At 36.5% G+C, this 12,442-nt stretch carries 12 protein-coding genes; 3 read left to right on the top strand and 9 right to left on the bottom strand.

The annotated features are described in order from the left end of the window. Window positions 1-35: 35 nt before the first annotated feature. The 3 genes from OLM58_RS12350 to OLM58_RS12340 form a co-directional block, all read right to left on the bottom strand. The gene (locus OLM58_RS12350) at window positions 36-1,061 is read right to left on the bottom strand and encodes a 2-hydroxyacid dehydrogenase (protein WP_264529146.1); all 1,026 of its coding nucleotides are present in this window, start codon (window positions 1,059-1,061) and stop codon (window positions 36-38) included. 75 nt (window positions 1,062-1,136) lie between these two features. Beyond that, a complete protein-coding gene (locus OLM58_RS12345; protein ID WP_264529145.1) occupies window positions 1,137-1,547 on the bottom strand; it encodes a hypothetical protein in 411 nt (136 codons plus the stop codon). An 11-nt stretch (window positions 1,548-1,558) separates the two neighbouring features. Beyond that, window positions 1,559-2,482, bottom strand: a complete 924-nt coding sequence (locus tag OLM58_RS12340; RefSeq protein ID WP_264529144.1) for a DUF4274 domain-containing protein — start codon at window positions 2,480-2,482, stop codon at window positions 1,559-1,561. Window positions 2,483-2,724: 242 nt separating this feature from the next. Between OLM58_RS12340 and OLM58_RS12335 the strand changes: the two genes are divergently transcribed. After that, window positions 2,725-3,162, top strand: coding sequence for a hypothetical protein (locus OLM58_RS12335; RefSeq protein WP_264529143.1), 438 nt, complete (start codon window positions 2,725-2,727; stop codon window positions 3,160-3,162). 49 nt (window positions 3,163-3,211) lie between these two features. Here the strand turns inward: OLM58_RS12335 and OLM58_RS12330 are convergent, their stop codons facing one another. The 6 genes from OLM58_RS12330 to OLM58_RS12305 all read right to left on the bottom strand — a co-directional run bounded on the left by OLM58_RS12330 (window position 3,212) and on the right by OLM58_RS12305 (window position 9,715). Further along, entirely contained in the window at window positions 3,212-5,686 is a 2,475-nt protein-coding gene (locus tag OLM58_RS12330; protein ID WP_264529142.1) for a zinc-dependent metalloprotease, read from the bottom strand. 289 nt (window positions 5,687-5,975) lie between these two features. Beyond that, window positions 5,976-7,262 carry a glutamate-1-semialdehyde 2,1-aminomutase gene (gene hemL, locus OLM58_RS12325; protein WP_264529141.1) on the bottom strand — a complete coding sequence of 429 codons (1,287 nt, stop codon included), beginning with the start codon at window positions 7,260-7,262 and terminating at the stop codon, window positions 5,976-5,978. Between the two features lie 24 nt (window positions 7,263-7,286). Continuing rightward, entirely contained in the window at window positions 7,287-7,538 is a 252-nt protein-coding gene (locus OLM58_RS12320; protein WP_264529140.1) for a hypothetical protein, read from the bottom strand. Window positions 7,539-7,584: 46 nt separating this feature from the next. Next, window positions 7,585-8,481 carry a glucosaminidase domain-containing protein gene (locus tag OLM58_RS12315; RefSeq protein WP_264529139.1) on the bottom strand — a complete coding sequence of 299 codons (897 nt, stop codon included), beginning with the start codon at window positions 8,479-8,481 and terminating at the stop codon, window positions 7,585-7,587. Further along, a complete protein-coding gene (locus OLM58_RS12310; RefSeq protein WP_413614498.1) occupies window positions 8,474-9,352 on the bottom strand; it encodes a 1-aminocyclopropane-1-carboxylate deaminase/D-cysteine desulfhydrase in 879 nt (292 codons plus the stop codon). The genes OLM58_RS12315 and OLM58_RS12310 overlap by 8 nt, the downstream gene beginning before the upstream one ends. Before the next feature lie 21 nt (window positions 9,353-9,373). Next, the gene (locus tag OLM58_RS12305) at window positions 9,374-9,715 is read right to left on the bottom strand and encodes a hypothetical protein (RefSeq protein WP_264529137.1); all 342 of its coding nucleotides are present in this window, start codon (window positions 9,713-9,715) and stop codon (window positions 9,374-9,376) included. 112 nt (window positions 9,716-9,827) lie between these two features. Between OLM58_RS12305 and OLM58_RS12300 the strand changes: the two genes are divergently transcribed. Both OLM58_RS12300 and OLM58_RS12295 read left to right on the top strand, forming a co-directional pair. Then, window positions 9,828-10,007 carry a DUF5522 domain-containing protein gene (locus OLM58_RS12300; protein WP_066032608.1) on the top strand — a complete coding sequence of 60 codons (180 nt, stop codon included), beginning with the start codon at window positions 9,828-9,830 and terminating at the stop codon, window positions 10,005-10,007. A gap of 412 nt (window positions 10,008-10,419) precedes the next feature. Continuing rightward, the gene (locus OLM58_RS12295) at window positions 10,420-12,396 is read left to right on the top strand and encodes a urocanate hydratase (protein ID WP_017496688.1); all 1,977 of its coding nucleotides are present in this window, start codon (window positions 10,420-10,422) and stop codon (window positions 12,394-12,396) included. The last annotated feature ends 46 nt before the right edge of the window (window positions 12,397-12,442 follow it).

Here is a 12,442-nt window from a genome sequence, read left to right as displayed (position 1 = left end):
CAGGTTTTAAAAATCTGCCGGGTTTGTGATTCCATTTAAACCAACAAAGCTGCTTTATTTTCAATATCATTCTGCTCCAGCAAAGACTTGATGTTGTCAAAGGTCACCAAGGCGATCTGCGTTAAAGCTTCATTCGTAAAAAAGGCCTGATGCGCTGTCACCAGTACATTTGGAAAACTCATTAAACGCTGAATCGCGTCGTCCTGAATAATATCAGCCGAAAGATCCCTAAAGAACAATTTCTCTTCCTGTTCGTAAACATCAATTCCTAAATAGCCTATTTTACCTTCTTTCAAACCTTCAATAACAGCCGCTGTTTCAATCAAAGCTCCACGGCTGGTATTGATGATCATCACGCTGTCTTTCATTAAAATAATAGACTCCTTATTAACAATATGTTTCGTCTGATCGTTTAAAGGACAATGTAAGGAGATAATATCACTGGATTTGAAGATTTCTTCCAACGAAACAAACCGAACACCGTCTTTTTCCATTTCCGCGCTTGTTACTATATCATACGCAAGAACTTTACAGCCAAATCCTATCGCAATCTTTGCAAAAGCTTTTCCAATATTTCCCGTTCCAATGATTCCGACTGTCTTTCCAAACAAATCGAAGCCTAGTAATCCGTTTAGTGAAAAATTTTGTTCCCGAACTCTATTGTAAGCTTTATGCATCTTTCTGTTCAGCGTTAAAATCATCGCCATTGCATGCTCTGCAACAGCCTGAGGCGAGTAAGCCGGAACGCGGCAAACTTTCAAATTGTACTTTTTAGCAGCATCCAAATCAACATTATTAAAACCCGCACAACGCAAAGCAATAATTTGTACTCCTTTTTCAGCCAATTGCTTCAATACGGCCTCGTTGACAATATCGTTTACAAAAACACAAACAATCGAAGCGTTTTCAATCAATGCAGCTGTTTGAGGATTCAATTGTGTCTCAAAGAAATCCAATTCAAAACCAAACGGATCATTATATTTATTAAAGAAGCTTTTGTCGTAAGGCTGTGTTGAAAAAAAAGCTATTTTATTCCTGTTTTTTGTATCCTTTAAACTCATAATAGTTTGTTTTAAATTATGGTCTTCCTAAAGTAGTTAATTTTTGAAGTAAATTTCCAATCAGGAAAAATCAATTTATTTTAAATATTCTCTGCCGTGTCCCACAAAAAATCCCTCTTTTGGATATAAAGAAGAAACATCAAAATCTAAACTCCTCAATATTCTTAAACCATCAATAGATTCAAGTTTGTTTTGACCATTCCAACCCAATTTCAAGCCATATAAAATAAATTCTCTAATATATTTAGGTCGGTTTAAGTTAACAAATTCTTCTGTTTGAGTAGCTATTTTTTTCAAAGCCACACCCGTTTTTAATGGGTTTCCAGCATATAAATCTTCCCAGGTAATGAAATTAATTTTTAGAGGTGTCTGCTTATAATTCTCTAAAAATATTGTTATCTCAAATGTTGCTATTTCTGTATTAATTCCAAATCCAGATTCGCATTTATACAAATAGCCATTATCCTCAACCTTAATTTTTCTCAACACCATGATTACTACTCTCTAAATTTCATATGATCGGTGCTAAAAAGCAACCCAATTCCACTGTAAGGATCTCTCTTTAAATCATAAAAATTATTCACTCCTTCCAAATCTTTGTACAAATCACTAATAATCGAAACTGCCTGAAATCCGTCTATGGTATGATTGATAATCGTATCTGCCAAACAGGTCAATTCTTTAGTGGTATTTGTGACTCCCAGATTATTTCCGGTTTCCCAATCCCAGACAATCCACTCCCAATTGTGCTTTTTATGCATACAATCCATCCATAAATAAGACAAATTTTTAATTTTGATCTTCCCCAGTTCATTGGTTTTCCAGTATTCGACACTTTCCACAATAGTGCTTATTGCTATATCTGTATTATCGTAAACAAAATCGGATTTTGAAATCTGAATAATCTTTATGGCATCTGCTATGCGGCTGGCAATCGTTTTCAGCTCTTTTTCGTTCGGATTTCTTAAAAAAGCAAATTCAATATCCTGTCGTTCGAAAACTACTCCTTTTGTCTTAGTCAACATTTCAGACGGAATACCTTCGAGATTGGAATTTTCATCTACAAAACTTTCTTTGGGATTAAAAGAAAAATTCTCGTCCTGATAAAAACCTGTTGTATACCTTCCTTCGATTTCTTTCAATAATTTATATTGATCGAAATACAAATCTTCTCTTGCCTCATCTTCACTTTTAAACCTGCAAAAATAATCGGGCTGCAGCAGCCAATACAAACAAAGAACTGTTCCCTTATCAAGTGTTTTTTGTTTGACAATCCACTCAAAAGGTTCGATCCCATCATCATAATTCCAGTTTTGAACAAACTGATGCCATTCTGCTGCAGTTAACTTCTGATAGGACATCTCTCCGTTTACCGCTTTTAAAACCCGGTTTTTATTTTTTTTACTAAATAATTCTTCCATTTTTTGATTCTGATGATAAGTGTCTCTTCTTTCTATTATGAAAACAAATTTAATTAACCTTTTCTTATAAAAACATGATAAAAAACATAGACTGACAAAACCATCATTAAAACACTAAAAACCAAATACATAAACCTTTTTCATATCTGATTTTGTTAAATAAACTATAATTACGACAAGCTCGTTAAACCTCTTTCATCCGATAAAGTCTAAATGCTATAAACAATTAAAAAACGTACCTCATGAAAAAATTAATTATTGCAGCTTTCTTATTCGTTGGAATAGCGAGTTTTGCACAAGAAGCGGATCAGACTGTTCAACCACAAAGAGAGCGACTAACTCCGGAACAACGCAATGACAAACAGTTAAAGAAACTTACTTCTGAACTAAATCTGGATGCCAATCAGCAAAGTCAGATAAAACAGCTTCTGGCTGACAGAAGTGCTAACGCTGAAAAATTTAGAGAAGACCGTAAAAACAGAAAAGACAGCGGTACAAAACCAACAACAGAAGAAAAGGCTGCTTTTAAAAAACAAATAATGGATGAAAAAGCAGCTAACGACGCCAAAATGAAATCGATACTGAATGCTGACCAGTACAAAAAATGGACCTCTATACAAGACGAAAAAAGAGAGAAAGCAAAAGAGAAAGTGAGAGAATACAAAAAGGCAAATAACTAATATCATTCATAAAAAAAGAGGCTCAAAAGCCTCTTTTTTTTATAAGTTCTTATTTCGGATTAAGAATTAAGTCAATTCTCTTAATGCAATCCTCATAATGGTATTTGGTTTCTGCATTTACAGGTCTTGCTTTTGCTGCTAAAAGTGTACTTCTTAATGCATTCAATTCTCCGCGAACCAGGGCTCTGACATCAGATTGTCCCACATTATAATACACTGTTGATCTGTCAGATGGCTTTATTTCTTCTGTCATTAAAGCTCCCATTCGATCAATATAGCCACGTTGCAGGTTTCTTCTGTAAATCGTAACATTTCCTGGTGTTGCGGCCTCTTTCCAGATTCCTTTTCGTGTATCTCTTAATAAATCCAATGCTTTATAAGTGTCTGCTCCAAGAATTTCATTGTCAACCAATCTGCCGATACGTCCAATACTAAGCAAACTATTCAGCTGTCTCACCTGTAAGCTTCTGAATTTCTCTGCATAACCAGCAAAATCAGTATTCTTTAAAGTCGCCACATTTACGATCCATGTTGGTGATGCAAAAGCATTGGTCTGAAGCCAGTTCATTGCTTCAATTTGTTTCGCTTTCGGTACTACTTCATAAACACTTCCTGCCTGATTTGGATTTTTAGTATTTTCATAAACTCCACCAACATTCGTCACCACATGACCTACATATCGGCTCCAAACGTCCAGCATTTCTTTATACAATTCGTCCAGATCTTCATAATTATTGGTCACATTACTCGTCCATTCATTTAAATGGGCTGCTACATATTCCAGGTTTTTAAGTCCATAAGTACTCGCTTTCATTGAATTATTTCCAATATCTTCGGTTTGCGAAGTAGGGTCAAAAGCACTGCTTTGTTTTCCAAATTTATACAAAGGATTTCCGGCTTTGTCCAAAATCCATTTGTCCAGAGTTGCTTTTTCATCCTTAGGAGATTTTGCATTTGGAATCACTCTGTATCCCCAGTTTAAAGCATAGTGATCGTAAGCCCCCATTTTACGAATAAAACGAATATTTTTATCTCCCGGCTGCGCGATATAATTGTATCTCGCATAGTCCATTATACTGGCAGAAATTCCGTTTTGCTGGGTAAAATCACCATTTCGGTAACTTTCTACGTCATAGGCACAGCTTGCCCCCATATTATGCGGAAAACCTAAAGCGTGACCTACCTCATGAGCAATTACCATACGCATCATCTCTCCCATTTCTTCGTCTCCGGTTTGCAAAGTTCTGGCTGATGGGTTTGCTGCTCCGGTTTCTAGTAAATATCGGTTTCTGTACGAACGTAAATGATTGTGGTACCAAATCACATCGCTTTCGATTATTTCACCGCTTCTAGGATCTGAAACACTCGGACCAACTGCATTTCGCGTGGTACTTGCAACATAACGAACAACTGAATATCGAACATCTTCCGGACTAAAATCAGGATCTTCTTCTTTTGTCGGAGCATCTTTTGCGATAATTGCATTCTTAAATCCTGCTGTTTCAAAAGGCTTTTGCCATTCTTCTATTCCTTGTTTGATATACTTGCGCAGTTTTTCAGGAGTCGCAGGATCCAAATAATAAACGATAGGTTTTACCGGTTCAACCAGTTCTCCTCTTGCATAGGCTTCCGGATCTTTTGGTTCCAATCTCCAACGACGAATGTAAGTTTTAAGATCAGATTTTAATTCATTACTTCCATAATCGTACTGACTTACGGTAAACCAGCCTACTCTTGGATCTGCCAACCTTGGTTTCATTGGCACTTCAGGCAATAAAATCATCGACTGGTTCATCTGAATACTAATCGATTCTGTATCTTCCAGCATCGATGGCTTTGAAGCATTATAGGTCATATCCTGAATTACCTCGATATTCATCGGAAAACTCTTGATGGTGTTAATAAAACTTCTCGAATCATCAAGTCCTTTTACTTTATACACTTCACGCATTTCTGCCGATATTCCGCTGATAGCCTTAACATCAGTACTGTAAAATTTGGTAACATCCACAACAGTGTTGGCCGAATCTTTACTAAAAGCTACAATATCAAAAGCGAATAATGTAGGTTCGTAGTTATTTGATTTTACCGAAATACTAATCGGCAAAGTATCATTGGCAACTGCATTGTATGATTTTGATTTGATGAGAATTTTATCCTGAAAACGCTGCCAAACAATTAGTTGCTCGTTGGTTTCTGATCCTGCATTTACATAACCACCACCCAAATTAGAAGGCAATTTCGACAACCTGCTGACTAAAAGCATGTCTTTGTTCAGGTATTTATTCGGAATCTCGAAATAGTATTTTTTATCGACTTTGTGCACTTTAAAAAGTCCGTCATCAGAGATAGCGTCTTTGGTGATTACCTTGCTGTAGTCTTTAATTGCTGACTCCGGTTTTTTCTCCGGCGGGGCAGCTGCCGATTCGTCTTTTTTAGATTTTTTCTTATTTGATTGTGCAAATTGAGAAGTGGGAAATAGCACAAATGCCGCTATTGTAGTTAAAATGAGAAATTTCTTCATTTATTGCAGGTTTAATGGTTACTTAATAAACAAAAATAATTTTTATCCTGAATATACGACGGAAAACCTTTTTATTAACTTTTCATTAACTACTTTGTGATTTTAATGTTTAAGCTGCAAAATGAGGCCGAATATTGTGAAATGTATATTGTGAAATGTATATTGTGAAATGTAAACTGTAAACCGTGACCGAAAACTGCGACTGAATACAACAATAAAAAAAGACCCAGCTTTACTAAAAAAACTGAGCCTTCAATTGAAAAAAAATGTATACTTTAATTTTTAAGATTTAAAAAGTCTTCGAAACTTTATCGATCGCATTGATTGTAAAATCCAGATCTTCATAAGTTAACGCATCTGTAATAAACCAGGTTTCATAAGCCGATGGGGCAATATAAACACCTTCCTGTAACAAGCCATGGAAGAATTTCTTAAACGTTTCATTATCACCTTTCGCAGCAGTTTGAAAATCAACAACCGGATTTGCATCAAAGTGAACAGAAATCATAGATCCTACTCTATTGATGGTAAAAACAACATTATTGGCTTTTAAAACCCTCTCGATTCCTGCTTCTAAATAAGCTGTTTTTTCTTCTAAACGAGTAAAGATTGCCGGATCATTATTTAGTGCCTGTAACATTGCCAAACCTGCAGCCATTGCCAGCGGATTACCTGATAATGTTCCAGCCTGATATACCGGACCAAGCGGTGCCAAATAATTCATGATTTCTTCACGGGCTGCAAAAGCACCTACGGGTAAACCTCCACCGATTACTTTTCCGAAAGTCACGATATCTGCATTGATGTTGTACAATTCCTGAACTCCGCCGCGGGCCAGACGGAAGCCTGTCATTACCTCATCAAAAATCAGTAAAATTCCGTTTGCCGTACACAATTCTCTTAGGCCTTCCAGAAAACCTTTTTGAGGCGGGATACAACCCATATTTCCTGCAACAGCTTCGATAATAATGGCAGCAATTTCGCCTTTATTAGCTTCGATTAAAGTTTTTACATTCTCTAAATCATTGTATTTTGCCAATAAAGTATCTTTGGCAGTTCCTTCCGTAACTCCAGGGCTGTTTGGTGATCCGAATGTCACGGCACCACTTCCCGCCTGAATCAAAAATGAATCAGAATGCCCGTGATAACAGCCTGCAAATTTTATGATTTTATCTCTTTTTGTAAATCCTCGAGCCAGACGAATGGCACTCATACAAGCCTCTGTACCTGAATTTACAAATCTTATTTTATCAATATTCGGAACCATAGAAACCGCTAAAGCAGCAATCTCCGTTTCTAATTCCGTTGGCATACCAAATGAAGTTCCCAGTTTTGCTTTTTCGATTACCGCATCCACAACTGGCTGAAAAGCATGCCCTAAGACCATTGGCCCCCATGAATTGATATAATCGATTAATTTATTTTCGTCTTCGTCATACAAATAAGCACCCTTGGCACTCTTTACAAAAATTGGAGTTCCACCAACCGCTTTAAATGCTCTTACCGGTGAATTTACTCCTCCCGGAATTACTTTTTCTGCTTCAGCAAAAAGCTGACTACTTCTTTTATAAATCATTATGATTTTAGATTTTAGATTTATTTATCGGCTTAAGCCTTGATCTTTAATAAACGTATTAAAATATTTTTGTTCGATTTGTTCCTCTTGGGTAAGTTCTTCATTTTTTTTATCAGACATTCCAATTGGCGAATAAAAGTTCCATTTCCAGATTGGGCGGTGTTTTATAAAAAAATGACTTTCTGCAAATTCATCATGATCATAAACCCCACAAAAAAGTCTCGTGCTTAAAATTATAGCAAAAGTAAAAATTCCAATTTTGACTTTCTTTTTCATAAACAACTTTATAGAAAATTAATAATTAACAATTGACAATTGATAATTATTTCACTCTCAACTTCTGTCCGATCGAAATCGCATTATCCGAAAGATTATTTTTCTGTTTTAAATCATCCACCAATACATTGAATTTTTTTGAAATCGAATACAAGGTATCTCCTTTCTGAACTTCATATAGATTCGGATCATTTGAATTAGAAGAGGAAGGAGCGGTAGAAGAAACAGAAGAACTTCTTACCGGAGTTGATTTTTCAAAAGGTTTATAGCTTTTTCCGGTAACCTGACAATCGTACTGATGCAAATTGTATCGTTCGATATAGCTAATTAATTTATCCGGATAGTTGGGATCTGTAGCATAACCTGCAGCTCTTAATCCTTTTGCCCATGCTTTATAGTCGTCTTTTTCGTAAGTAAATAAAGTCGCATATCTATTTTTGCCAACCAAAAATAAAGCATGATCTCTATAAGATTCTGCAGCTTCTGTATATTTTCGGAAACATTCCTGAGCAGAATCATCATCATGACGAACGCTCTCTCCCAGCCAGTCTTTGTGACATTTAATTCCAAAATGATTGTTGGCTTCCAGGGCCAAATCTCCTTTTCCTGCACCGGATTCTAAAATTCCCTGTGCCAGAATGATACTTGCAGGAATGCCATATTTCTGCATATTGCCTATTGCAATATCTTTGTACTGTAAAATATAATTATTGATTAAATCGCTGGTTACAACTGTTTTTGAAGTAGACTGAATAACCTCAGTTGTATTATTTGTAGAAGGATATTTTTTGCCAATTGGTTTGGTGTAAGTTGGCTTTTTGGTTGTTGCCACTCTGGGCCTCTGGACTGCCGCCGCTTTTTTGGTCGTCGCGATAGTAGGTTTACTTGAGGAGCAGCCCACTACAGTTGCCAGAATTAAAAGTGCTAATATTTTTTTAACCATTGCTTTTAAGTATTGGTAATTTTTTCTGCTTCAATTTAATATTCATCCCTTCAATTCCCTGCAGTCCGCCGGTGTGAATGAGTAAAATTCTTGAATGTTCAGGAAAGTAATTTTTATGTATTAAGTCTATAACGCCAAAAATCATCTTTCCCGTATAAATTGGATCCAAAGGGACTTTATTTTCTTCAAAAAAAGCATTGATAAATTCAATCAATTCCAAATTTACCTTCCCATAACCTCCAAAATGATAGTCAGAAATTAAATCCCAGTTATCTTTCTTTGCAAAAATACGAATTTCATCGGTTAAAAAGTCACCTTTTAACGCCGGAAATCCTAAAATTTTCTGATGTGGCAACGCACTATTAATCAATCCTGATATTGTTCCGCCCGTTCCTACCGCACAACAAACAAAATCAAAAATGGCATCTTCTTCGGTTAAAATCTCTTCGCATCCTTTTACAGCCAATTCATTTGTCCCGCCTTCGGGTACTAAATAGAAATCACCAAATTTATCTTTCAGTTTTCCTATAAAGAAATCTTCATTCTTATTCCGATACGCATCCCGCGTCACAAACTCAAACTGCATTCCGTTTTCCTGAGCAAATTTTAATGTCGGATTTTCTTCTATTTTATCAAAAAGCTCCTCCCCTCTAATCACTCCAATTGTTCTAAAACCCTGTTCTTTTCCGGCATAAGCAACTGCAGCAATGTGATTGGAAAAAGCTCCGCCAAAAGTCAACAGAGTCTCTTGATGTTCTGCTTTTGCCTGAAGCAAATTGTATTTCAATTTCCTGAATTTATTTCCCGAAACAAAGGGATGAATCAAATCTTCCCGTTTTATAGTCAACGAAATACCCTTCGGAAAGGCCATGTGAATTTCCTGATTCAAAATCTAATCGTGTTTTAAAGTTAAGTAATTCAAAAAGCCAAAAAAAGATCGGCTTTTCAAATAATTTAGATGAGTTTCATTGGCGTAAGCTTCTCTCTCAAAGCTTATATTCCGATAGGCCAGCTCTTTGTCTTTATATTGTATCAGCCGAATTGCATATTCAAAAACATAAAAAATATAAAACGGAAGAATCAATAATTCCAATTGTTGCCGAAGATGAATTTTTTCATGATTGACAAAAACAGCGTTTGCTTTATCTGCATCATACTTCAAAATCACAAACGGAAATAAAGCCATTCCCCGATATCCTTTTGGAATTAAATATTTAGCAACAATCAGAAACATTAGCTGTAAAATTTATAAATTTGTAGATGAAAATTGTTCAATTTCATTAAAGTCACAATCAATTAATTATTTTTGATTTTAGAAAAGGAGAACACGAACGCAATGCAGATTTATGAAGGAGCAAAGTAATGAAAATAAATTAATCGAAGGGGAAGATTTTTACTATACTCCGGAAGGTTATAAATGCTTTACTGAAAAACACCACCTAAAACGTGGTTATTGCTGTAAAAGCGGCTGTCGTCATTGTCCGTATGGGTTTGACAAGCGAACAGGGGAAATAAGAAAAAAGTAGATTGCCAGAATGTTAGACTTCTTAGATTATTAGATCTTTTTTCATCTGAGTAGGCTAACTTCAACCAATCTTTAAAATAACAATTGTAAAATCACACAATCACGACTTCAGTATTTATAGAAAATCTAAGAAGTCTAACGATCTAAAATCTAAAAATCTATTTATGGATATTCTGTTTCGAAAATTTAGGATTACCATCCACAAATCCTATCACAGGTCGGATATCCGTTATCCTTAGCTTTTTTTTAAACTAGAAAATGTGACAATTTGAAAATGAGATCATTATTTTTTTTCTTCAATTGGCACGTCGCTCCGGTGGAGCTTATAACCTATTTAATAAATCGCAGATTATTGCTTGCTTAGATCAAAACCTTAGCAGCTGAGAATCTTAGCAACTTAGTACCTTAAAAAAATGACTTTCAAAGAACAAATACAACAAGGAATACCTACCATATTACCACCAAAGGCAACATACGATTTAGCGATTAACCATGCGCCAAAGCGAAAAGAAATCCTATCAGCAGAAGAAAAAAAACTGGCTTTAAAAAATGCATTACGTTATTTTGATGCCAAACACCATGCCGAATTAATTCAGGAGTTTTCAGAAGAATTAGAAACTTACGGACGCATTTACATGTACCGTTTTCGTCCGGAGTACAGAATGTATGCCCGACCAATTGACGAATATCCGGGAAAATCATTGCAGGCAAAAGCCATCATGCACATGATTCAGAACAATCTGGATTATGCTGTAGCACAACATCCGCACGAACTGATTACATACGGTGGAAATGGAGCTGTTTTTCAAAACTGGGCACAATATTTACTCACGATGCAATACCTGTCTGAAATGACAGACGAGCAAACTTTGACCATGTACTCAGGTCATCCGATGGGATTGTTCCCGTCGCATGCAGAAGCTCCAAGAGTTGTCGTAACAAACGGAATGGTTATCCCAAATTATTCAAAACCGGATGATTGGGAGAAAATGAATGCCTTAGGTGTTTCGCAATACGGACAAATGACTGCAGGAAGTTATATGTACATAGGACCACAAGGAATTGTACACGGAACAACGATTACTGTTTTGAACGGTTTTAGAAAAATCAAACAAAATCCGGAAGGAAATCTTTTTGTAACTTCAGGACTTGGCGGAATGTCGGGTGCACAGCCAAAAGCCGGAAATATTGCTGGCTGTATCACAGTTTGTGCAGAAGTAAATCCAAAAATCACCAAGATTCGTCACGAGCAGGGCTGGATAAATGAAATCGTAACTTCGACAGAAGAACTGGTAAAAAGAGTCCTTACAGCAAAAGCCAATAAAGAAGTGGTATCTATCGCTTACTTAGGAAATGTAGTAGACGTTTGGGAATGCTTCGATAAAGAAAACATCAAAATTGATTTGGGCTCAGACCAGACTTCTCTTCACAATCCTTGGGCAGGAGGTTATTATCCTGTTGGAATTTCTTTTGAAGAAGCTAACGAAATGATGGCCAATAACCCTGAATTGTTCAAAGAAAAAGTACAGGAATCATTACGTCGTCAGGCGAAAGCGATCAACCAACACACCGCAAAAGGGACTTACTTTTTTGATTACGGAAATGCCTTTTTATTAGAAGCTTCACGTGCAGGTGCTGATGTAATGGCCGAAAATAATATCGATTTTAAATACCCAAGTTATGTTCAGGACATCATGGGGCCAATGTGTTTTGATTACGGTTTTGGTCCGTTTAGATGGGTTTGTACTTCGGGAAAACCGGAAGATTTACAGAAAACAGATGCTATTGCCAGTCAGGTTTTAGAAGAAATGGCGCAAACAGCTCCAAATGAAATCCAGCAGCAAATGCAGGACAATATCAAATGGATCAAAGGCGCACAGGAGAACAAACTGGTTGTGGGTTCACAAGCCAGAATTCTATATGCCGATGCCGAAGGCCGAATTAAAATTGCCGAGGCTTTCAATCAGGCGATTGCCAAAGGTGAAATTGGAGCCGTTGTTTTAGGTCGCGATCATCATGATGTTTCGGGAACAGATTCTCCATACAGAGAAACCTCTAACATTTACGACGGATCACGCTTTACAGCTGATATGGCCATCCAAAACGTGATTGGAGACAGCTTTAGAGGAGCAACCTGGGTTTCTATACATAATGGCGGCGGAGTTGGCTGGGGAGAGGTTATAAATGGTGGCTTTGGTATGGTTCTTGATGGATCTAAAGAGGCTTCAAAACGTTTAGCCTCAATGCTTTTTTGGGATGTTAACAACGGAATTTCAAGAAGAAGCTGGGCCAGAAATGACGAAGCTATTTTTGCTATCAAAAGAGCAATGGAAGTTCAGCCTTTATTAAAAGTTACTTTGCCTAATATTGTAGATGAAAATCTATTTTAGATAATAATGTCAAGCTGAGCGGAGTTGAAAAAAAAGACTTCGACTC

The organism is Flavobacterium sp. N502540, assembly GCF_025947365.1.
GTDB lineage: Bacteria > Bacteroidota > Bacteroidia > Flavobacteriales > Flavobacteriaceae > Flavobacterium.
Note: the sequence above shows the minus strand (reverse complement) of the source record. Positions and strands in the feature narration are given on the sequence as shown.

Excerpts from the sequence above, each read along its gene's own strand:
- OLM58_RS12350 (WP_264529146.1), bottom strand. The coding sequence starts at position 1,061 with ATGAGTTTAAAGGATACAAAAAACAGGAATAAAATAGCTTTTTTTTCA.
- OLM58_RS12340 (WP_264529144.1), bottom strand. The coding sequence starts at position 2,482 with ATGGAAGAATTATTTAGTAAAAAAAATAAAAACCGGGTTTTAAAAGCG.
- OLM58_RS12335 (WP_264529143.1), top strand. The coding sequence starts at position 2,725 with ATGAAAAAATTAATTATTGCAGCTTTCTTATTCGTTGGAATAGCGAGT.
- OLM58_RS12330 (WP_264529142.1), bottom strand. The coding sequence starts at position 5,686 with ATGAAGAAATTTCTCATTTTAACTACAATAGCGGCATTTGTGCTATTT.
- hemL (WP_264529141.1), bottom strand. The coding sequence starts at position 7,262 with ATGATTTATAAAAGAAGTAGTCAGCTTTTTGCTGAAGCAGAAAAAGTA.
- OLM58_RS12320 (WP_264529140.1), bottom strand. The coding sequence starts at position 7,538 with ATGAAAAAGAAAGTCAAAATTGGAATTTTTACTTTTGCTATAATTTTA.
- OLM58_RS12315 (WP_264529139.1), bottom strand. The coding sequence starts at position 8,481 with ATGGTTAAAAAAATATTAGCACTTTTAATTCTGGCAACTGTAGTGGGC.
- OLM58_RS12310 (WP_413614498.1), bottom strand. The coding sequence starts at position 9,352 with ATGGCCTTTCCGAAGGGTATTTCGTTGACTATAAAACGGGAAGATTTG.
- OLM58_RS12305 (WP_264529137.1), bottom strand. The coding sequence starts at position 9,715 with ATGTTTCTGATTGTTGCTAAATATTTAATTCCAAAAGGATATCGGGGA.
- OLM58_RS12300 (WP_066032608.1), top strand. The coding sequence starts at position 9,828 with ATGAAGGAGCAAAGTAATGAAAATAAATTAATCGAAGGGGAAGATTTT.
- OLM58_RS12295 (WP_017496688.1), top strand. The coding sequence starts at position 10,420 with ATGACTTTCAAAGAACAAATACAACAAGGAATACCTACCATATTACCA.